The following is a 22,388-nucleotide window of genomic DNA, read 5'->3' on the forward strand; positions in this document are numbered from 1 at the left end:
CAAACTTAATTTTTAAAATTTCTAAAAATAAGGTATAAAAATGTATCCAAAATTTTCTACACCCAAATTTATATTGTGTAAAGGTAAGCCAAAAAGTTAAATTTGGCAAGTATTTCAGCTTAAAAAAGCCAAAAATTTTGTTAATGGTACGATAAATCAGAACTTAGCCAAAAAATCGCATGATATCGTTACTGATTGCAAGTAACATGAAACAAAAAAGCAATAACGCACCCGCTTTAAATGCTGCCATCTGCACCGCTTCATTCATAGATTTGCCCATAATCCATTCATAAGTATAAAATACCAAATGCCCGCCATCTAACACTGGAATGGGTAAAAGATTCAGTACTGCCAAGCTTAAACTGATGATTGCGGCTGTCGATAACACTTCTTGAAATCCCAACTCAAAACTGGTCTTAGAAACATCGGCAATGGCAATGGGACCTGATAGATTTTCAATGCCAATCAATCCTGTAATCATCTTACCCATCGCATCTAAGGTCATTATTGATAAATCATAAGTTCGTCGGATGGCTTGAGTAAATGCCTCACCGACATCATATTGAATCGTCATACGATATTCATCAGGAATGAGCGTATCGGTATCAATCTGGGGGCGAATACCCAGTTGACCGACTACGCCGTTTTGTGTCTTTACACCACGGGGCATTAATTTTAAATCAACCTGCTTACCTTGACGCATGACTGTCACATCAAGCATGGTTTCTGGATTTGCCTGAATAATCTTGGTGGCACTTAGCCAATCATTGATTGGTTCACCATGAATAGCAGTGAAGACATCACCAGTTTTTAGACCCATCAACGCACCAGCACCGTCAGAAAGCACCTCGCCGACTACAGGTGAGATGATGGGTTGATAAGGCAAAATACCCAAACTACTTAAAGGATCATTAGGCTGACGACTGTCTTTGGTCTGCATAAAATGTAAAACCTTGGCAGTTTTTTGAAGTACTTGCCCATCACGATTGACACCAATGTGAATGGTGGTACTTTCACCCATTTTAGATGCCAATGCGTAGGCGGTCTGCTGCCAAGTATTGACTGATTTTGAATCGATACTGATAATTTTATCACCAACCACCAAGCCGCTGGTAGCAGCAGGTGAATTGTCAATAATTTCACCAATTCGGGTGTTAAGCTGCTCACTGGGCAATAAAAATAGCACCCAAAATAGCCCAATGGCAATCAAAAAATTCATGACAGGACCAGCTGCAACGATGGCAATTTTTTTTAAAGGGTGCTGATGATTAAACGCAACTGACTTTAATTCATCTGCGACAGATTCTTGACGACTGTCCAGCATTTTAACATAGCCACCCAAAGGAATGGCGGCAATTTGGTAGCGTATACCTGAGCGTTTAGAAGTCCAAGCAAGCAGTTTTGGCCCAAAACCAATTGAATATGTTTGTACCTTAACCCCACATAAACGAGCAACGATATAATGCCCAAACTCATGTAAAGCAACCAAAGGCCCGAGTATACAAACAGCGGCAAGAAACATATATAATGCCGTCATAACACATCACCTTGTTTAAGTAACTTTATCTTAGCCGTGGCAATCTTACGAACCTTTTTATCCATCGTCAATATCCGCTCAAGCCCTAACACTTCATCACCAAAATCCTGTGAATAATCTTGGGCAATTGTCTTATCATCTAGACAAGCCTTAACAATCACAGCAATATCTGTGAGGCAAATTTTTTCTGCCAAAAAAGCCTCTACCGCAATTTCGTTGGCGGTATTTAGTGCAATACATGCCCCCGTGCCCAATCTTGCGGCATATCGTGCTAATTTTAGGCAGGCAAATTTATCCAAATCTGGTGCCAAAAATTTAAGACTGCCAAGCTGATACAAGTCTAAAGGCATGACGCCTGATTTGATACGCTCAGGATATGCCAATGCATGTGCAATGGGCGTTTTCATATCAGGCGTACCTAACTGTGCCAAAAAACTGCCATCAACATATTCCACCAAAGAATGTACAACGCTATTTGGGTGAATCACCACTTGAATTTGATGCTCTTTTAGGTCAAATAAATGACAAGCTTCAATCAGCTCAAGCCCTTTATTCATCATCGTAGCAGAATCAATGGAGATTTTTTGACCCATTGACCAATTGGGGTGATTTACCGCTTCTTTGACACTGGCATTTTGCATTTGTTTGATTGACTTATCCAAAAAGCTGCCACCAGAAGCTGTTAGCCACAGTTTTTTGATACCATAGGATGTATGGTGAATGGCGGTATTATCTGCTTGAATGGCGGCAGGCAAGCACTGGTAAATGGCATTGTGTTCTGAATCAATTGGTAAAATGGTTGCACCGTGTTTTTTGGCAGTTTTGATGACCAAATCACCTGCCATCACAAGTGACTCTTTATTGGCCAATAAAATTCTTTTGCCTGCACCCGCTGCCGCCAATGTAGACGACAGACCTGCCGCACCAACAATGGCTGCCACGACCGTATCTACCGCTTCATCACTGGCAATCTCAATCAAACCTTCATCCCCTGAAAGTATGATAGTATCCAATCCTGCATCAGTAACTTTTTGGCTTAATTGTGCATAATTATCAGGCGAGGTGCAAATCTTGACAGGGTGAAATTCCATCGCCAATGCCAATAATTTATCGACACGAGAAAATCCTGTCAGTGCATGAATGCGATAACGATTGGGATGCTGACGAATAATTGCCAGTGTACTATCACCGATAGAACCTGTTGCACCAAGTATTGCCAAAGATTGAAGCGTATCTGCCATTATTATCCTTAAATTTATTTTAATTACATTTTTTATTTGATTAATAAATATAATTAATAAACCTTATTAATCAATCAAGCTCATCAAAAAGGCACTTGCATGGTTGCAAAGTACATTTTTATCCAAACTTCTGTAAAAATACCAAGTTTTAATAATAGCCAAAAACCCAATGCAAATATCGGTATCGCTGAAAGTAGCGAATCAATTCGATCCAAAATACCGCCATGACCTGGTAGAATTGTCCCAGAATCTTTAATACCTGCACGGCGTTTTAGCATAGATTCAAATAAGTCGCCCAGTATACTGGCAAGTACAGTTAGCCAAGACAAAATCAAAAACAATACCAATGACATACCAGACAGCTGCAAATAATAACCAACTGCCACAGTGACCACCCCAGAGACCATCAATCCACCGCATAAGCCTTCGATACTTTTATTGGGTGATACATTGGGTGCCATTTTTCGTTTGCCAAATTTTCTGCCAATAAAATAAGCCCCACTATCAGCACACCATACCAATAAAAACACATACATCAGCCACCAAGGCGACATCTGCCAAAGCCCATACATGGCGGTGATAGCAGCGGTGAGAATGACCGCACCCATATACACCAGCCGCCTACCATACCAGCGTTCTTTATTGGGGTATTGTGCTACCCATGCCGTTGCCATTACCCAAATACCCAGCGATACTGCCCACCAAAATACCCAAGTCCAAGGCAGTGCAACTGATAACATGGTGATGATTAAAACTGCCAAAATAAACTGTACAGGCTGTCTGCATTTTGGCATGAGTTTTGTCCATTCATGTGCAGCGATCAAAACCCCAATGGCTAATAGTGGCAACACAAAAATCGGCATTGAGCTTGCAAATAACGCAAATCCAACAATCAAAACCAAAATTATTGCCGTTTTTATTCGTTGCCACATGACTAAAACATCCTTGCAAAGAGTTATCAATTTTAAAGCGCTTTAACTATCAGTTGAATTCAGCACTTAGGTTTTTTGGATTTGTTCGCTTGTCATGCCAAATCGACGCTCACGACCAGCAAAAATACGAATCATCTCATCAAGCTCATCACAGCCAAATTCAGGCCATAATGTGGGCGTAAAAAATAATTCAGCATATGCCGTCTGCCAAAGTAAAAAATTTGAAATGCGGTACTCTCCACCTGTACGAATCAGCATGTCCACAGAAGGTAAATCCGCCAATTCAAGCTGCGTTTTTATCATTTGTATATCGATATCATCAGCAGATAAGTGACCCAATTCAACTTGTTTGGCAAGTTTTTTGGCGGCATTGGTAATGTCCCATTGTCCGCCATAGCTGATAGCAATCACCAAAGTCATCGCATCAAAATCTGCCGTCTTGGCTTCTGCCTGTGCCATAAGCTTTACCAAGTCGCCATCAATTTGACTTCTATCACCGATAAAACGCAGACGGATACGGTGCTGATTCATGCGTGGTAGCTGCTCGTAAATCGTTTGGGACAAAAGACGCATCAAAAGATCCACCTCATCTTTTGGGCGTGCCCAATTTTCACTTGAAAAGGCAAATACCGTCAGCACCTCAACCCCTAAAGCCAAACAATGCTCAACAATCGGATCAAGTGCATCTTTACCCGCCACATGGCCTGCACCTGTTGCCAGCTGTTTGGATTTACCAAAGCGATTATTGCCATCCATAATGATGGCAATGTGCTTGGGAATGATGGGTAAAGATTCACAAATTTGGGTTGTCATGGTTTTACAATTACCGTCATTTAACTTTAAATCTAATCTAAATAAATGAATAACATGGATAAAGAAAACTCCTTACCCATGCTATTTTATAATCAATCACACTTCCATCAGTTCGCTTTCTTTTTTCTCTAGGCGACTATCAATGGTTGCGATGAATTTGTCCGTTAATTTTTGAATGTCATCTGCAGCACGGCGTTCATCATCTTCTGATATTTCTTTATCTTTTAGCAAATCTTTAATATCACTTAGCATATCACGGCGAATATTACGCACAGAAATGCGTGTTTGTTCAGCATCATTGCGAGCAATTTTTTGCATATCACGGCGTGTCTCTTCGGTCAAAGCAGGCATTGGGACACGAATCACATCAGCGGTCATTGGATTTAGACCCAAATCCGCTTCACGGATTGCCTTATCAACAGCTTGTACCATAGACCGCTCAAATGGCTGCACCAATAAAGTGCGACTGTCTTCTACATTGATACTGGCTACCTGATTTAACGGTGTATCAGAACCATAATAGCTGACCATCACGCCTGATAAAATCCCTGGATGGGCTCGACCCGTACGCAGCTTACTAAAAGCAGCTTCCAAAGCTTCGATAGATTTTTGCATGCGGCTTTCGCCATCTGTTTTAATTTCATTAATCATAAAATTTCCTTAATCATCACAATTGTCTAAATTTTTAACTCAATTTTATCTCACATATTTCATATAAATAAATTTTATATGAATATTAAGGTATAAATGCTAAGCTTAGTGATAAACTCGTGTACCTTCAGCCTCACCCATAACCACATTCAATAGCGCATTTGGTTTATTCATATCAAATACTTGTAGCGGTACATTATGCTCTCGGCATAACGCAATCGCTGTTAAATCCATCACACCAAGCTTTTTTTCAAGCACTTCATCAAAACTCAAACTGTCAAATTTAACCGCATCATCATCGGTTGTTGGGTCTTTATCATAAACGCCATCAACTTTGGTGGCTTTTAAAATCAGCCCTGCTTCAATCTCGATGCCACGCAAGCACGCTGCGGTATCTGTGGTAAAAAATGGATTACCCGTACCTGCCACAAAGATACACACCTCGCCATTATTTAAGTGGCGTATCGCATCACGGCTAGAATATGACTCAACTACTGTATCAATGGCAATCGCTGACATTAGGCGAGTTTTAATATTTCGGCGTACCAAAGCATCACGCATCGCCAAACCATTCATCACGGTTGCGAGCATGCCCATTTGGTCACCTGTCACACGACCAACCAACCCTTGTTTTTGTAGCGTACTACCACGGTACAAATTGCCACCACCAACAACAATACCAACTTGAACACCCAGCCCTCGAAGATGTGCAATGGATAGGCTCATTTGATCCAAGATATTAGCATCAATGCCCATATCACGACCGCCAGCCAACGCTTCACCCGATAGTTTTAATAAAATGCGTGAAAATTGTGGATTTTTATCAGACATACAGCCCCCAAGCTGATTAAAGTGGCTTATTTCGCCCTTGCAAAATTAGGACATATTTTCCCAATTTTAGCATATTTCATCAATTTTTGATACTGATAAATGTGAGCAATCTAACCATCATCATTTTTAACCATTACTTAAAATAAAAAAATCGGGTGTCATACAATCACCCGATTTTTTATTATCTGATACGATTAAAGTAAAGAATTTACCGCATCCACCACAGCTTGGGTTGTGATACCAAAATGCTCAAACAATACCTTGGCAGGTGCAGACTCTCCAAATGTCGTCATACCAACAACCTTGCCATCTAAGCCAACAAATTTATACCAATAATCCGTGATTGCCGCCTCAACAGCAACACGCACACGAACATCAGATGGTAACACACTTTCGATATAACCACTGTCCTGCTTAACAAAAATCTCAGCACATGGCATAGAAACCACACGCACGCCTTCTAGTTGCTCATACGCCTGCATCGCAAGCTCAACTTCAGAACCTGTTGCGATGATGATGGCTTTAAGAGTACCTTTTTCGGGTGCTAAAATATATCCGCCTTTTTCGATATTCTGAATTTGCTCATCACTGCGAGATTGAAATGCCAAATTCTGACGAGATAAAATCAATGATGAAGGAGCGGTTTTTGTTTTAAGCGCCATCTTCCATGCCACTGCTGTCTCAACAGTATCGCAAGGACGCCATACATAATGATTTGGGGTCATGCGTAAATTAGCAATCTGCTCGACAGGCTGGTGCGTTGGGCCATCTTCACCCAGACCAATTGAGTCGTGAGTATAAACATTGATCACACGCTGCTTCATCAGCGATGACATACGCACAGCATTACGAGCATATTCCATAAACATTAAAAATGTCGCTGTGTAGGGGATAAATCCGCCATGCAGTGCCACGCCGTTGGCAATTGCTGTCATGCCAAATTCACGCACACCATAATGAACATAATTACCATCGGCGTACTCTTGAACACCTTTAGCACCTGACCACAAAGTTAGGTTTGAACCTGCAAGGTCAGCTGAACCGCCCAAGATTTCAGGTAAGTGTGGTGCAAGTGCTGCGATGGCGTTTTGGCTGGCTTTGCGTGTGGCGATACTTTCTGCTTTTTGGACGCAAGTTTGGATAAATTCATCTGCCAGCTGATCAAAGTTCTCTGGCAAATCACCACTGAAACGGCGTAAAAGCTCAGCAGCTTCCTTAGGATATTTATCTTGATACTCAGCAAACTGTTTATTCCAAGCTGCTTCATCGGTACTGCCTTTGGCGGTGGCATCCCAAGCACGATACATCTCATCGGTAATTATAAAAGGCGTGGTGTCCGCCCAGCCCATTTGCGTGCGTGTCAAAGCAATTTCGTCTAAGCCCAAAGGTGCACCATGGCTAATTTCTTTACCTTGTTTATTAGGCGAGCCCAAACCAATAATGGTTTTGCAAATAATCAATGTCGGTTTGGCTGATTCTGCTTTGGCTTGATTGGTGGCATCACGAATGGCATCAGCATCATGACCATCAATTTTTAATACCTGCCAGCCATACGCTTCAAATCGTTTGGCAGTATCATCAGAAAACCAACCTTCAACCTCGCCATCAATTGAAATGCCATTATCATCATAATAAGCAATCAGTTTACCAAGCCCCAAAGTACCCGCCAGTGAGCATGCTTCATGGCTAACACCTTCCATCAAACAACCATCACCCAAAAACGCATAGGTAAAATGATCAATGATTGCATTGTCAGGTTTGTTAAACTGTGCTGCCAAAGTCTTCTCAGCCAACGCAAAACCAACGGCATTAGCAATACCTTGACCTAAAGGTCCTGTGGTTGTCTCGATACCATCGGCATAACCGTATTCAGGATGACCTGCGGTTTTTGAATGCAGCTGACGGAAATTTTTAAGATCATCAATACTTAAATCATAACCAGTCAAATGCAGTAAAGCATACAATAACATTGAGCCATGGCCATTAGATAGCACAAAGCGATCACGGTTTACCCATTTGGCATTTTTTGGATTATGGCGTAAAAACTCTCGCCATAGCACTTCTGCGATATCCGCCATACCCATCGGTGCCCCTGGGTGACCTGAGTTGGCTTGTTGGACGGCATCCATCGCAAGAATACGGATAGCATTGGCGTTATGGCGTTGGTTAAGTTCGATTGGCATCAGCAAAGTTCCTAACAAAATTTGCTTCATTATATCATATTTTCAGTATTTTTGGGCTTTGAAATTTGGTCATCAGATACTGACAATCACCCAAGTACATTTTTGGCAATCATGCCTAATTTACCTTGTTTAAATGCCTAAAAAAGGCAATACTAAAATCACCCTTTCAAAAGCCGCTATCAAAGCGGCTTTTATCTTAGGCAATCACTTCAAGTCCACCCATATAAGGCTGTAAAGCTTTGGGAATCGTGATCGTACCATCAGCATTTTGGTGATTTTCTAAAATTGCCAACAAAGTGCGCCCAACTGCCAAACCCGAACCATTTAGCGTATGCACCAATTCACTGTGTTTGCCATCTTTTAGGCGAGCACTCATACGCCGTGCCTGAAAATCGCCACAATTTGAGCAACTTGAGATTTCACGATACATATTTTGAGATGGCAACCAAACCTCAATATCGTAAGTTTTAACGGCACTAAAGCCCATATCGCCTGTACAAAGTGTCATAACACGATATGGCAGCTCAAGCGCTTGCAAGACATATTCTGCCTGTGCAGTCATATCCTCTAATGCCTGCATTGAGCTATCAGCCCGTGTTACTTGCACCATTTCAACTTTTTCAAACTGATGCTGACGAATCAGCCCTCGTGTATCACGCCCTGCACTGCCTGCCTCACTACGAAAACATGGCGTATGTGCGGTCAGTTTGATGGGCAAATCCTTAGGGCTAAGAATGGTATCACGAACACTGTTGGTCAGTGGCACTTCTGATGTTGGAATTAAATAATATTCTTTTTCGCCACGAAGCTTAAACAAATCTTCTTCAAATTTAGGCAACTGTCCTGTACCTTGTAAACTATCAGAATTAACCATATAAGGTACATACATCTCGGTATAGCCATATTTTTGGGTATGCGTGTCAAGCATAAATTGCACCAACGCACGATTGAGCTTAGCAAGATGACCTTTTAAAACACTAAAACGAGCACCTGTCAATTTAGCTGCCAACTCAAAATCAAGCTGACCTAAGCTTTCACCAATATCGGTGTGGTCTTTGATTGCAAAATCAAACTCACGAGGCACGCCCCAGCGACGCACTTCAACATTATCAGTTTCATCACTGCCCACAGGCACACTATCATCGGGCAGATTTGGGATTTGTAGTGCGGCGGTTGTGATGGTGTTTTGTAGTTCTTTTAGCTCATTTTCGGCAGCCTTCATGGCTTCACTGACCAATTGCATTTGGTTCATCAGCTCACTTGTGTCTTCACCATGTCGTTTGAGCTCACCGACCTTTTTAGCACCTGCATTTTTTTTGGCTTGTAATGCTTCGGTCTTTACTTGGATAGATTTACGCTGATTTTCAACTTCCTGCCAAAATGCCACATCCAAATCATAACCACGCACCGCAAGCTTGGCTTTTAGCTCTTCTAGGTTACCACGCAAAAATTTAGGGTCTAACATATCAAATCCTATCAAGCACAAAAACGCCCCAAACGGCGCTTGGCGTGCTAAAATGATGAACAATAAAATTTATTCTTATTCTTATAATAGCAAATTTTCCCCCAAAACTTAAGCCAATTTCAAATCAAAGCAGTTAAAAATCAAAAAATTTTGACAAATATTAACTTTGGGTTTATTTTTTTGGATAAAATGGGTAATATAGGCAAATTCATCGTTAGGATTTATCTCAATGACCAAAGCACTTTATCCCTATACGCTAAAGCCCATCGCTTTAAACATGAGCGAAACTGAATTTTACGCAGCACAGTTATCATTGTTTGAAAAAGGCACAAGTCATTTTACACTAAAGTCCTTAAAACGCACAGAGTGGATTGTGATTGCCCTGATGGTTGTGGCGGCGATTGCAGGCTTGGTATTTGTCAGTGGCTATTCGACAATCATTTTTTGGCTTATGCTGATTTTGGTTGGTGTGTATCTGCTTGCTCGTACCTTGGGTATGAAATGGTATATGAAGCGTGAATATGAAAAACAAGTGGCAAGTACCCAAATGCCTGAACAGCTTCGCACTCTGCAATTAGGTGTACAATCACACGGGCTTGTTATGGCGATGCCTACATCCACCGATCTGATGAAATCACCACAAATGCGAGGTATGCAAATGCGTGCAGGTGCAACGCAGTCAGCAACCATACCTTGGCATACAGTGAGTAGCTGGGATGAGACAGATGACTATTTATTCATGATGTTTGACATGAAAGGTCAAAAAGGTAGCCAAATTATCCCGAAACGCCTCGAAAAACAAGGTCTACCCATCGATACCATCAAAAAGCACCTAAGCCAAGTTAGGCCAAAAGGCTTAGAGTCTATGGTTCAAACGCCTTAATGCCGCTAAAACCTAATGCTAATAAATATGCCACCGCCCCATCATGTTTATGTCAATTTTATTCGGTGACACAGATGCTAAATCATATATTTGACACGCTCACAGCAGAAGATAAAAGTACGCTTAACGCTCATTTGACCAGCAAACTAGAAGCATTAAACCTTCCTTTAAATATCGTAGAGGTGTTTTATGATGCCAGAAATCTGCCTTGTCCGATGCCCTTATTAAAAGCCAAAGTGACACTGCGTCATGTCACCGATAATCAAGCGCTGTATTTAATCGCTACCGACCAAAACTCTCAAAAAGACTTAGTGACCTATTGCAACAAAAACGCTCTGATTGCCCATACTTGGCATAGTCATGACTTGACCAATGAGACGCCCATCTATCACTTTATCATTATCAAGCCTGCAAATTAATATAAAACTGATTTAATATAAAAAGATTTAATATAAAAAGATTTTATCAAACTCGGCATAAAAATTAAGGTTAGCCAAATTTTACAGATTGTAAAATTTATGTGATTAAAAGATTGGATACTAGCTAATTTTTGGAAAATTGCCTACAATAGTATCAAGATTTTGAGAATATATAGGGACAAAATGGCACCCAAACGCACCCAAGATAACGATGATGATTATGATCACAACCATGAAGGCTATGATGACACATATGACGATGAGTTTGATGAGGATTTGATTGAAGCGTTAGACGGCTTTCATGAGATTGATGATGAAGAGTACGCCGAAATCATCGATGATATTGATGATGATATCGATAAACCCAAAATTTCTGCTACGCCCAAAGCTCACAGTACACCATCTGACACAGATGCCATTGCGACGCACGATCTAGTACCAGCCATGCCGACCCATTTGGCAGCACCTGGGGTGAATTTGGGTGCTTATATTAATACTGTGCATCAAATTCCTATTTTAACACCCGAAGAAGAGCGTGCCTTGGCTGAGCGTTATTATCATGATGGCGATGTTGAAGCCGCTCGGCTGCTTGTGATGAGCCACTTAAGATTTGTCATTCATATTGCACGCAGTTATTCAGGATATGGATTATCCCAAGCCGATTTGATCCAAGAAGGCAATCTTGGCTTAATGAAAGCCGTCAAACGCTTTGATCCTAATAAGGGGGTGCGTTTGGTCAGTTTTGCGGTACATTGGATTAAGGCGGAGATTCATGAATTTGTCATCAAAAATTGGCGTATTGTTAAAGTTGCTACCACCAAAGCACATCGTAAATTATTTTTTAATTTACGCAGCCTAAAAAAATCCTCTAATCAGCTGACTTTAGATGAAGCAACTGCCATCGCCAATGATTTGAATGTGACTGTCAAGCAAGTTTTGGAGATGGAATCACGCTTGACCAGTTATGATGCGTCTTTTGAGGCACAAGATTCAGATGATGATGAAGGACGCTATGCCCCTCAGCTATTTTTGGAGGATGCGGTCAATCCTGCCGATGTCGTTGAGGAGGCAGATTGGGAAGAAAATACCACAACCGCACTCAAAGATGCGATGGAAACCCTAGATGAACGCTCTCGTGATATCATCACGCAGCGGTGGCTGGCTGACCAAAAATCCACATTACATGAGCTTGCGGCAACTTATAATATTTCGGCTGAACGAGTTCGCCAAATTGAAAAAAATGCCATGAATAAAATCAAAGAAGCTATTACGCTTGATCGTATGATTATAGATGAATAAAAGGTTTCATTGGGCTAATTTGTTGTATTAGTATTTGTTGTATTATTCTTCATAATCACCATCAAATAGAAGGCTTTATGACTGTTAAAATCAATTGGCTGTTAGTGGCGGCGCTTAATCTTGCTATAGGTGTCGCCTTTGGGGCATTTGGTGCACATGGACTTAAGCACATTGCTGATGAGTATGCGTTACAGATTTGGCAAACTGCCACGCTGTATTTGTTCATTCATGCGTTGGGCTTATTGGTTATTGGTGTTTTACAGCATATTGGGCGATATCGCTCTGCTTTGGCTGGCGTATTACTACAAATGGGTATTGTGATATTTTCAGGCACACTGTATACCATGGCACTTGGTGCGCCTCGTTGGCTTGGGGCAATCACACCTATCGGTGGTGGTTTACTGATCATCGGTTGGCTTGTGTTTGCCTTACAAATCGCCAAAACGACTCGCTTGGCTTAACCCAATTTAACCAAAATTTAATCAAAAATTTAAACTATGAAACAAGTAACTTTAAACGGACAACCGACCCAGTCGGATCATTCAACGGTATTTGAATTGCTAAATGCCCACGGTCTGACCCAGGGGCGATTTGCAGTGGAGATTGATGAGATGCTCGTACCAAAATCACGCTTGACGCTCACAGAGCTAAAAGATGGTATGAGTATCGAAGTTGTGCAAGCCGTTGGTGGTGGCTGATACACGCTGTATTGATACCAAATTTAATCTTCGACAATCTAAAGTACCCAAAAAAATACCCAATGATGATCAAATGCCTGTTAGTGATCGTCATTGGGTATTGTTACTATCGCACAGCCTACCCAATTTTGCAAGTATTTTTATGATGATCTTGTACAAATCCATCTAAATTGCCTTGACAATCCAAACAAATATCGATAGGTTAATCCAAAATCATCTAAAAAATCAAGGAAATGTCATGACCATTCGCATTGCTACCATTCAGCTAAATAGCCAAACTGACATTGACGCCAACCTAGGTATTATCAATAATGCCATCAGCGAAGCTGCCGCCTGTGATGCTAAATTTATCGTATTGCCCGAAAATGCTTGCGTTATGGGTCGTCAAAGTCAGCTTGCCACTCGCTATGATGAAATCTGCCAATTTTATCAATCGCTTGCCAAGACATATGGCGTTCATCTATTAGCAGGTACGCTACCTTGCCCAACTCGTCCCGATGGCAGTGATGTGCCTTGCGATCTTGTCAGACAAGTTAGTCTACTGATTGATGACCAAGGTAATATCAAAGCACGATATGATAAAATTCATCTATTTCGTGCAACTATTGATGACAGCACAGGCAACTATGATGAAGGTAAGACATTTGAGCATGGCAGCCGATTGGTCTGTGAGCCGTGCGTCATTCATGGGCAGACGATCAATGTTGGCATGATGATTTGCTTTGATGTCAGATTCCCTGCCTTTGCTCAGCGGCTCAGACAAATGGGGGCGGACATCATCACTGTCCCAGCTGCGTTTACACATCGCACAGGTCAGGCACATTGGCAAATGCTGCTACAGGCGCGTGCGTTGGATAGTCAATGCCTGATTATCGGTTCAGCTCAAGGCGGTATCCATCAGATCGGTAATAGCATACGCCAGACTTGGGGTCATTCCATGATTGTGAATGCACATGGTCAAATCATCGCAGACAGTGGTCGCACTGAGGTGGCAGACAACGGTTATTGTATTGCTTATGCTGATTATGACGCTGATAGGCAAGCTAAAATCCGTGCTGCCATGCCGATTTTTGACTGCCATCACTTGGCATAGCATGACAGCCTACCACTGGATTGATGATACTGTGTGATGATTAATCTGCCCATGCCATTTTGAGTACTGAGGCGACAACCCATGGCGTCACCAGCACCGTGATAATACTGCCTGCCGCCAATAAAGCCAAGGTTGGTAAGCCATTTAACCCTGTGGCATATAAGTCCACCGCACCTGTTGCAAATATCAGCACAGGCAGTTGCATCGGTAATGCAATCAAAGGGACAAGAACTGCACCATTTTTTAAAGTTAAAGTCAAACTGCTTGCAATCGCAGACAATCCAAGCAAAATCGGAGAACCCACAAATATCGAAACCATCAATATTCCCGCTTCACCAAATGGCATCTCAAACAATATAATCACTAATAAGGATAAGATTGCTACCACGCCTGCACTAAACAACCAATGCACCAAAAGCCGTGCCAAAACCCAAATGATTAAGGGTGATTTGGCAACGACCATTTGTGCCAATGTGCCGTTATCAAACTCACTGCGGAATAAATCATCCACACCAATCACCAATGCAAGCAAAGCAGCAATCCACACCGCCGAAGGTGCCAATCTGAGTAAAAGCTTTGGTTCATTGCCAATCGCCAAGGGAAATAGTGTAATAATCAATAAAAACAGCACCAAAGGATAAAGCCACTGAACTGTGCCTTGTCGTTTGATTTGCCATTCACGGGTAATCATGGTCAAAAAAGGATGAGTCATCATAACGCAAATTCCGCCAAATTCAGTTGCCGATTTGTCGCTTTTGTCGCCTGATGGCTGGTCATCAGTACAGCGCCGCCTGCCTTTGCAAATGCTAAAATACACGCCTCAAGTCTTTGAACCATGGTGGTATCTAGTGCCGTCAGTGGCTCATCAAGCAGCCAAAATGATGCCTCATTTGGTGTCAAAACAAACAAGCGAGCCAATCCCACTCGTCGCATCTGACCTGCTGATAGCTGAACACTTGAGATATCTTGCAGCCCCTCAAGTCCCACCTGCCATAATGCTTCATCAATCAATGTATCATCAGCATCCACACCATATAGCGACAACAAAAATCGCAAATTTTGTGCGACAGTCAACGCTGCACTGATACCAAGCTGATGCGAGACATATACCATAGCACCAGCACACACACAAGTCCCATGAATAATAGGTAATAAACCTGCAATCTGAGACATAAGTGTTGTTTTACCCAAGCCATTTTCGCCAATCAGATGACACACATCACCCATCTCTAAGGTCAACTGCACCTCTTGGCACAGCACAAAATCACCACGCTGTACATCCAGTTTATCAATCGTAAGGATTGGCTTATTATCGGTATCAATGGGCTTAGTTACTGTTGTCATGGCATGATTGGTATCAATGATGAAAATGATGGGTTTAACTGTGGTATATAAATTAACCCCTAATTTTACCACAACCCTATCAAATAAAGCTATGATAAACCGCCATATCACCCAACCTATTAACATAGCTTTATCACTTATGGTCTATAAATATACCAAAGTAGACAGCCATTTTATGATACAATACAAGTTCATCTACCAAGCGTACATTAGCGTTAAAAATCTGAGTTGTTTGGTGGTATTTATGATATTTTGGCTGTTGGTGTGTGATTTTTACTCAAGTATCTGATTGGTTTTCATAAAAAATTAACACAGATTTGCCCAAATTTTATATTGATAAAAATCTTGCCATATCGATCCTAAAAAGCCATCCAACGATTTATTTAATGAATTCATAACTGTGATGAAACTGTTAAAAAAATTAAAATCATTACTCAAACGAGCAGATGCCAAACGCTCAAATAAGAACGCACAGTCCATCACTGAGCATCAATCAGACACAAAGCAGCCCATCACCGATCATATCATCCAATACCTAAAGCGTCATGGCTGGCAATATGAAGCACGATCAAACGATGGCACGATAACGCCTCAAATTCATCATCTGATTATATTATTTAGTTATACTAAATATCAATGGTCTTGTGTGTTTCGTATCAATGAAACAAGCCAGCTGGTTTCTATCTTTGGTATTTTGCCTGAAGTGGTGCCTGATAGTCATTTTGCGATGATGCTGATGGCGATCGCTAAGGCAAATCTATCAATCCCTTTTGGGAGTATTGAGCTTGACCCAACCGATGGCGAGGTACACGCCAAAGTTAGCTTGGATGCTGAATTTACTCCATTAAGCGATAACGCTTTGGGCGTGCATTTGCAAGGTGTGGCAAGCCTAACTGAACTTGCCCAAAGGCTGTATGATGATGTACTTTATGAAGCCGACCCCAGCCCCATCGTTACTGATTACCTGCAGCACCCTACCGATGCTCATACCAAAGACCTTTTGGATCAATACTTTGAGCCAACCGATCAATATCAGTGATAGATTTGATTATATTTTTGCATTTTGGTTAAGTTATGCTAAAAATTGCTTATTCTCCCCTATTTTGTCATCGTCTGCCAGTCTCTCACCGCTTTCCCATGGCAAAATACGACCTCATCCCCAAAAAACTGCTTACCGATGGCATCATCACGCAAGATAATTTATTTCATCCCGAGCTGTTGTCAGAACAAGAGATTCTAAGCACGCACACCGCTGATTATTGGCACAAATTAAAAACAGGCACGCTCACGGACAAAGAGATTCGTAAAATCGGTCTGCCCATGTCCGCCAGTCTTATCAAGCGAGAACGCTACATTACGCACGCCACTTACGAATGTGCCTTATACGCCAAAGAATACGGCATCTCTTTGTCGGTATCAGGTGGTACGCACCACGGATTTGCTGACCACGGTGAGGGATTTTGTGTGTTTAATGATGTGTGCGTGGCGAGCAATTTGCTCTTAGCACGAGGGCAAGCCAAACGCATTTTAAGCGTGGATTTGGATGTGCATCAAGGTAACGGCAATGCCTCCATCATGGCAAATAACCCTGCTGTCTTTGTGTTTAGCATGCACGGCAAAAAGAACTATCCCTTTATCAAACCACCGTCCGACCTAGACATAGAGCTTGATGATGGTACGGATGATAATGCGTATTTGACGATACTGGGCAAGACCCTGCCCAAGATTATCCATAATTTTGACCCTGACATGCTATTTTATCAAGCAGGCGTGGATGTACTGGCGACGGATAAACTGGGTAAATTATCGCTTAGCTTACAAGGCTGTTATGAGCGAGACAAACTGGTACTCACCACCGCACACAAGGCGGGCATCCCTGTCACTGTTGTCATGGGTGGGGGCTATTCACCTGATATTGAGACGGTGGTGGCGGCTCATTGTGGGGTGTTTGGGGTGGCCGTGGGGTTGATGACATCTTAAAGTGCCTTTACACCAAACTAATCTGCTCACGAATTTTTTGTTTAAATTCATATTTTGATTTGGGTGTAATTGCTTGATAACGCCTTTTTGATAATTCTAAAAATTCCAATTCTTTATCAATGCCGATAAATTGCCTACCCAAAATGGTTGCTGCAATGCCTGTTGTACCAGAACCCGAGAATGGATCTAAAATCAAATCGCCTTTTTGGGTAGATGATAATATAATACGAGATAAAAGCCCAAGTGGTTTTTGAGTAGGGTGTTTGCCCTGTGTCTTTTCCCAGCTACCCACCGCAGGCAATCGCCAAACATCTTTGGCTTGTTTATCACCATTTAATTTTTTCATCAAATCATAGTTAAAATAATGTGGTATCTTAGAATGTTTTCTTGCCCAAATTATCCATTCACTTGAATAAGTAAAATAACGGCAAGAGAAATACGAAGTAATTTTTAGTCAGAAACATCATCAAATTCCACCAAAACAAAATCACCCCAATCCAGTACAATATCTTCATTTTGATAGGATTCTTGTACAATACGAATGGCTTCATCAATGTTACTTGCTTGAATCTCAATAATTTTTGATAAAGTCTCTTGAAGTTGTATTTTATAGGTTTGCATATTTTACCTTTTTATATCGACCACGGGCAACGAATTCAATCAATCCTTTATCTCTTAAAATTTGCAACTGCTGTCTAATTTTATCTTTAATAAAGTTATTGTTTGGGTATTTTATTTTTAATATCTCTTCAAAATCATAAATATCTTTTAGGTTAAAAGTATCTTTTGAAATACTATCTATACACATCATTATGTCCAATATCCAACCTCTTGACTCTATATTCTTAGTGCGAATAAATAAGGTATTATTAAAATGTTCTTGCACCAAATTTTGATTAATTATTTGAGAATTTTTGACCAAAAAAATTTTACCAAAATCAACAACATTGGATATATCAATATTGCATCCAACCCAGCCTGCACGCCTTGCATTGGGCGACAAAGGCTTTCTTTTGATAATAATACTTGGAGTAAAAAATTGTTTTGGTATAATCAAAAAATCATTAACTCGCCACCGTTTATCATAAGTTAAGAAGAAAAAGTTTGGGCTGTTATTAGCGTTGATACGCTCTATCATCGTTGCATAAGCACCGTCTGTTATCACATTGGGCAAACGACCATTTTTACTTTTTAACTCAAATTCTTCGAGGCAATTTTGACAGTAAAAATCAGCAACAGGTCGATTGTTTCCAAATTCAGATAATGGCAGATTTCCGCATTTGGGACAATATGAGTTATTCAACACCCAATTTTCAGTTAAAACTCTTGCAATTTGAGCCTTACTACTGTATTCATTTGCTAAGTTTTTATCAAAATATAAATTCATCGTCTTTTACATGCCCTATACTCTCTTTATCTTTTTATGGCATCTACCCATATCCAATCTAATTGAATGTCATTTAACAAACATCACAATCCACTAAATTAAAATGACAGCCAAATAAAAATAATAAACCCAATACTTTGTTTATCTTTTAAAGATTAGAGCTAATGTGGGTAAACATTGATTAAATCGGCATTGTAATCATTGATGATAAGCTGTTTTAGATGTGGCAAATCGGACAATGCCCATAAGGACACCGCCCCACCACCAACGAAAGGTTCTACCAAACAAAAATCTTGTGAGTAAACAAAATCAGGCAAGCGTTTTTGAATTTTATCAAGCAAAGAATTCTTGCCGCCCGCCCATTTTATAAAAGGTTTCATGACTTTTCTATTGTTTATCATAATAAGTTAAGCACATAGACCAAAAGATGATCCATTTGCTGTTGTTAGGATCACAAATTCCCCAACGCCCCCACCTGCTTCTCCACTTCTGCTAACTGCCCTTGTAACTCAGAGAGTTTGGCTCGTTCTGCTTCTACCACCTGAGCGGGGGCTTTGGCGATAAAGTTGTCATTGGACAGCTTTTTGTTAATGGCATCTGCTTGGGTTTGCAGTTTATCACGCACTTTATTTAGGCGGTTTAGTTCAGCGGTCGGGTCAATCAAGCCTTTCATGGGGACAAGCACTTTCATTTGTCCAACCATGCCAGATGATGATAATGGCACCTCTTCGCCAGTTTTGACAATCGTTAGGCTGTCTACTTTGGCAAGGGTTTTAAATTGATTGTCAATGCGTACAAGGCTTGCTTTTTGTTCATCGCTTACCCCTTGAATTAGCACAGGCAGACGCACGGCATTGCCCAGTTTCATCTCGCCACGAATGTTTCGCACCGCACCGATAAGGCTTTGTAGCCATGCCATGTCGCTTTCGGCTTGTTCGTTGATTTTGCTGTCATCATATTTAGGGTAGGTGCTTAGCATGATGCTTTTACCTGTTTTGCCCAGCAGTGGTGTGATGGTTTGCCAAATCTCTTCGGTGAGATAGGGCATGATGGGGTGGGTCATTTTCATTGCCATTTCAAGCACAAAGAGTAGCACATAACGGATTTGAGCTTTTCGCTCATCGCTGACTGTGCTGTCTTGTCCTGATGCGTTTAAGCTGGATTTGGCAAACTCCACATACCAATCGCAGTATTCATTCCAAATAAATTCATAAATGGCTTGGCTCATCAAGTCAAAACGGTACTGGCTTATATGCTCGTGAATGTCATTGATGGTGGCGTTTAGGCGGCTGATGATCCAGTGTTCAGGCAACTGCCAAAGCTTAGGGTTGGCGGATTTATCAATGTTTTGGGGACGGCCATCTTTGTCAATGCAGTTCATGAGTACAAAGCGAGTGGCATTCCAAATTTTATTACAAAAATTACGATATCCTTCAATGCGTTTTAAGTCAAAGTTAATGTCTCGCCCTGTGCTGGCAAGTGATGCGTAGGTAAATCGCAGGGCATCTGTGCCAAAGGCTGGGATACCGTCAGGGAATTCTTGGCGGGTTTGTTTGGCGATGTTGTCCGCCTCTTTTGGGTTCATCAACCCTTGGGTGCGTTTGTTGACCAGATTTTCCAAATCAATGCCATCAATTAAGTCAATGGGGTCAAGCACATTGCCTTTGGATTTGCTCATTTTTTGCCCTTGGCTGTCTCTGACCAGACCATGCACATAAACGGTCTTAAAGGGGACTTGGGGCTTGCCATCTTTGTCTTTGATAAAGTGCATGGTCATCATAATCATGCGAGCAACCCAAAAGAAAATGATGTCAAATCCTGTTACCAGTACGCTTGTTGGGTGAAAGGTTTGTAGGGCATCGCCATAATCATCAAAGCTGGTCTGACCTGTCCAGTCAAGCGTGCTAAATGTCCACAGAGCCGAGCTAAACCAAGTATCTAGCACATCATCATCTTGGCGAAGGGGGGTATCGGCTAAGCTGTATTTGGCACGCACTTCGCTTTCATCACGCCCCACATACACATTGCCATTGTCATCATACCATGCAGGGATACGATGCCCCCACCACAGCTGACGGCTGATGCACCAGTCTTGGATATCACGCATCCATGCCATGTACATGTTGGTGTATTGTTGTGGCACGAATTGAATGTCGCCATTTTGCACCGCTTCAATCGCTGGTTTGGCAAGGGTTTCAATCGCCACATACCATTGGTCGGTCAAAAGTGGTTCAATGACTGTACCGGAGCGGTCGCCACGGGGGGCTTTTAGGGTATAAGGTTCAATTTTTTCAAGCCAGTTTTCGTTTTGGGCTTGTTCTATGAGTTTTTTACGAGCGGCAAAACGCTCAAGCCCTGCATAGTCGGCAGGGGCGGTGATGTGGTTAGAAATCGGCTCTCCCACTTTGGCAATCAAGTCAAATTCAGCTTTTATGCACGCATCTTCATCAAAAATATTAATGAGCGGTAATTCGTGGCGTTTACCAAGCTCATGGTCGTTAAAGTCATGGGCTGGCGTGATTTTGACGCACCCTGTACCAAAATCTTTTTCTACATAATCGTCCGCCACGATAGGCACTTCACGCCCGCTAATGGGCAGGACGATGGTTTTACCAATCAAATGGGCATAACGCTCATCATCAGGGTGTACCGCCACCGCACTGTCGCCAAGCAAGGTTTCAGGGCGTGTGGTTGCCACCACCAGATAATTTTTACCGTCTTGGGTTGTCAAACTTTGGTCGGCAAAATGATATCTAAAATGCCACAAACTGCCTTGCTCTTCTACGCTTTCTACTTCTAAGTCAGAAAGGGCGGTGTGTAGTTTTGGGTCCCAGTTTACCAAGCGTTTGCCACGATAAATCAAGCCCTCATCATAAAGCCACACAAACACCTCTTTGACCGCCTGCGACAGACCGTCGTCCATGGTAAAGCGTTCACGAGACCAGTCCACGGACGACCCCAAACGGCGAATTTGGCGAGTGATGGTGTTACCTGACTGCTCTTTCCACGCCCAAATCTTGTCAATGAACTTCTCCCGCCCCAAATCATGACGGCTGATGCCTTGTAACCCAAGCTGACGCTCCACCACCATCTGTGTGGCGATGCCTGCGTGGTCGGTACCGGGCTGCCAAAGCGTGTTATGACCCATCATGCGATGATAGCGGGTTAATGTGTCCATGATGGTGTTGTTAAAGCCATGCCCCATATGGAGCGAACCTGTGACATTGGGCGGCGGCAAGGCAATAGAGAAAGCGTTTTGTTTGTCGCTCATGGCGGGGTTTGGTTGGGGTTTAAAATAGCCTTGTTGTTCCCAAATCTTGTACCATTTTTGTTCAATATTTACTGGATTATAATTGGTTGATAAATTATCTATGCTCATGGGATAACTCTCTGATGATTTATAATAAAAAATGACATTTAATCAACTATTTTACCGTAAATTCGCCAGTTTGTGGGGATTTTCATGGGAGAATTTATCAGATGGATGGTATTTATTTACCCAATGGTTTAACTGATATCATTTTAATTTATGACTTTTTATTAAACTATTATTATCGTATAATAAAATTAAAATAATTTTAAATCACTCAAAAAATAATTAAAACACCTGTACTGTGGTTTTATATTCACTT

The 22,388-nt window shown here is 41.6% G+C and carries 23 protein-coding genes; 8 read left to right on the plus strand and 15 right to left on the minus strand.

Annotated features, from left to right (window positions below; translation table 11 throughout):
* Positions 1 to 163: 163 nt before the first annotated feature.
* The 8 genes from rseP to serS all read right to left on the minus strand — a co-directional run bounded on the left by rseP (position 164) and on the right by serS (position 9,653).
* Positions 164 to 1,537, minus strand: coding sequence for an RIP metalloprotease RseP (rseP, locus tag A4U55_RS04165; RefSeq protein ID WP_003660702.1), 1,374 nt, complete (start codon positions 1,535 to 1,537; stop codon positions 164 to 166).
* Positions 1,534 to 2,778: a 1-deoxy-D-xylulose-5-phosphate reductoisomerase gene (dxr, locus tag A4U55_RS04170; protein ID WP_003659218.1), complete on the minus strand. Its 1,245-nt coding sequence runs from the start codon at positions 2,776 to 2,778 to the stop codon at positions 1,534 to 1,536. Before dxr ends, rseP begins: the two co-directional genes overlap by 4 nt.
* Positions 2,779 to 2,861: 83 nt before the next feature.
* Entirely contained in the window at positions 2,862 to 3,710 is an 849-nt protein-coding gene (locus A4U55_RS04175) for a phosphatidate cytidylyltransferase (protein WP_003659217.1), read from the minus strand.
* Positions 3,711 to 3,776: 66 nt separating this feature from the next.
* Positions 3,777 to 4,523: a polyprenyl diphosphate synthase gene (gene uppS, locus A4U55_RS04180; RefSeq protein WP_003663268.1), complete on the minus strand. Its 747-nt coding sequence runs from the start codon at positions 4,521 to 4,523 to the stop codon at positions 3,777 to 3,779.
* Positions 4,524 to 4,619: 96 nt separating this feature from the next.
* Complete coding sequence (gene frr, locus A4U55_RS04185; RefSeq protein WP_003659215.1) at positions 4,620 to 5,174, minus strand: ribosome recycling factor; 555 nt, start codon at positions 5,172 to 5,174, stop codon at positions 4,620 to 4,622.
* A 105-nt stretch (positions 5,175 to 5,279) separates the two neighbouring features.
* The gene (gene pyrH / locus A4U55_RS04190) at positions 5,280 to 6,005 is read right to left on the minus strand and encodes a UMP kinase (RefSeq protein WP_003659214.1); all 726 of its coding nucleotides are present in this window, start codon (positions 6,003 to 6,005) and stop codon (positions 5,280 to 5,282) included.
* A 194-nt stretch (positions 6,006 to 6,199) separates the two neighbouring features.
* The gene (gene tkt / locus A4U55_RS04195) at positions 6,200 to 8,188 is read right to left on the minus strand and encodes a transketolase (RefSeq protein WP_003660706.1); all 1,989 of its coding nucleotides are present in this window, start codon (positions 8,186 to 8,188) and stop codon (positions 6,200 to 6,202) included.
* Positions 8,189 to 8,384: 196 nt separating this feature from the next.
* Positions 8,385 to 9,653, minus strand: a complete 1,269-nt coding sequence (gene serS / locus A4U55_RS04200) for a serine--tRNA ligase (RefSeq protein WP_003660708.1) — start codon at positions 9,651 to 9,653, stop codon at positions 8,385 to 8,387.
* A 229-nt stretch (positions 9,654 to 9,882) separates the two neighbouring features.
* On the opposite strand from serS, the gene A4U55_RS04205 reads away from it, so the two are divergent.
* From A4U55_RS04205 to A4U55_RS04230, 6 genes are all read left to right on the plus strand, one after another.
* Complete coding sequence (locus tag A4U55_RS04205; RefSeq protein WP_003659207.1) at positions 9,883 to 10,536, plus strand: YcxB family protein; 654 nt, start codon at positions 9,883 to 9,885, stop codon at positions 10,534 to 10,536.
* Positions 10,536 to 10,955 carry a sulfurtransferase TusA family protein gene (locus tag A4U55_RS04210; protein WP_003659205.1) on the plus strand — a complete coding sequence of 140 codons (420 nt, stop codon included), beginning with the start codon at positions 10,536 to 10,538 and terminating at the stop codon, positions 10,953 to 10,955. Before A4U55_RS04205 ends, A4U55_RS04210 begins: the two co-directional genes overlap by 1 nt.
* A gap of 444 nt (positions 10,956 to 11,399) precedes the next feature.
* Complete coding sequence (gene rpoH / locus A4U55_RS04215; RefSeq protein ID WP_196758370.1) at positions 11,400 to 12,254, plus strand: RNA polymerase sigma factor RpoH; 855 nt, start codon at positions 11,400 to 11,402, stop codon at positions 12,252 to 12,254.
* Positions 12,255 to 12,331: 77 nt separating this feature from the next.
* Complete coding sequence (locus A4U55_RS04220; RefSeq protein WP_003659203.1) at positions 12,332 to 12,715, plus strand: DUF423 domain-containing protein; 384 nt, start codon at positions 12,332 to 12,334, stop codon at positions 12,713 to 12,715.
* A gap of 36 nt (positions 12,716 to 12,751) precedes the next feature.
* Complete coding sequence (gene thiS / locus A4U55_RS04225; RefSeq protein WP_003659201.1) at positions 12,752 to 12,952, plus strand: sulfur carrier protein ThiS; 201 nt, start codon at positions 12,752 to 12,754, stop codon at positions 12,950 to 12,952.
* Between the two features lie 238 nt (positions 12,953 to 13,190).
* Positions 13,191 to 14,045, plus strand: coding sequence for a nitrilase-related carbon-nitrogen hydrolase (locus A4U55_RS04230; protein WP_003660712.1), 855 nt, complete (start codon positions 13,191 to 13,193; stop codon positions 14,043 to 14,045).
* 40 nt (positions 14,046 to 14,085) lie between these two features.
* Here the strand turns inward: A4U55_RS04230 and A4U55_RS04235 are convergent, their stop codons facing one another.
* Complete coding sequence (locus A4U55_RS04235; protein ID WP_004462715.1) at positions 14,086 to 14,760, minus strand: heme exporter protein CcmB; 675 nt, start codon at positions 14,758 to 14,760, stop codon at positions 14,086 to 14,088.
* Positions 14,757 to 15,515: a heme ABC exporter ATP-binding protein CcmA gene (gene ccmA / locus A4U55_RS04240; RefSeq protein ID WP_003660715.1), complete on the minus strand. Its 759-nt coding sequence runs from the start codon at positions 15,513 to 15,515 to the stop codon at positions 14,757 to 14,759. Before ccmA ends, A4U55_RS04235 begins: the two co-directional genes overlap by 4 nt.
* A gap of 277 nt (positions 15,516 to 15,792) precedes the next feature.
* Between ccmA and A4U55_RS04245 the strand changes: the two genes are divergently transcribed.
* Positions 15,793 to 16,428 carry a YbjN domain-containing protein gene (locus tag A4U55_RS04245; protein ID WP_063454050.1) on the plus strand — a complete coding sequence of 212 codons (636 nt, stop codon included), beginning with the start codon at positions 15,793 to 15,795 and terminating at the stop codon, positions 16,426 to 16,428.
* Between the two features lie 35 nt (positions 16,429 to 16,463).
* Positions 16,464 to 17,369: a histone deacetylase family protein gene (locus A4U55_RS04250; RefSeq protein ID WP_063454051.1), complete on the plus strand. Its 906-nt coding sequence runs from the start codon at positions 16,464 to 16,466 to the stop codon at positions 17,367 to 17,369.
* Between the two features lie 7 nt (positions 17,370 to 17,376).
* Here A4U55_RS04250 and A4U55_RS04255 read toward each other — a convergent pair whose 3' ends face one another.
* The 5 genes from A4U55_RS04255 to A4U55_RS04270 form a co-directional block, all read right to left on the minus strand.
* Entirely contained in the window at positions 17,377 to 17,817 is a 441-nt protein-coding gene (locus A4U55_RS04255) for a DNA-methyltransferase (RefSeq protein WP_277784243.1), read from the minus strand.
* Positions 17,818 to 17,819: 2 nt separating this feature from the next.
* Positions 17,820 to 17,990, minus strand: coding sequence for a DpnD/PcfM family protein (locus A4U55_RS08815; RefSeq protein ID WP_003660722.1), 171 nt, complete (start codon positions 17,988 to 17,990; stop codon positions 17,820 to 17,822).
* Positions 17,977 to 18,756: a DpnI domain-containing protein gene (locus A4U55_RS04260; RefSeq protein WP_063454052.1), complete on the minus strand. Its 780-nt coding sequence runs from the start codon at positions 18,754 to 18,756 to the stop codon at positions 17,977 to 17,979. The genes A4U55_RS08815 and A4U55_RS04260 overlap by 14 nt, the downstream gene beginning before the upstream one ends.
* Before the next feature lie 161 nt (positions 18,757 to 18,917).
* The gene (locus A4U55_RS04265; protein ID WP_003660726.1) at positions 18,918 to 19,136 is read right to left on the minus strand and encodes a DNA adenine methylase; all 219 of its coding nucleotides are present in this window, start codon (positions 19,134 to 19,136) and stop codon (positions 18,918 to 18,920) included.
* Positions 19,137 to 19,207: 71 nt separating this feature from the next.
* Positions 19,208 to 22,135 carry a valine--tRNA ligase gene (locus tag A4U55_RS04270; protein WP_063454053.1) on the minus strand — a complete coding sequence of 976 codons (2,928 nt, stop codon included), beginning with the start codon at positions 22,133 to 22,135 and terminating at the stop codon, positions 19,208 to 19,210.
* Positions 22,136 to 22,388 lie beyond the last annotated feature (253 nt).

It is taken from the genome of Moraxella catarrhalis (genome assembly GCF_001632285.1).
Classification (GTDB): Bacteria; Pseudomonadota; Gammaproteobacteria; order Pseudomonadales; family Moraxellaceae; genus Moraxella; species Moraxella catarrhalis.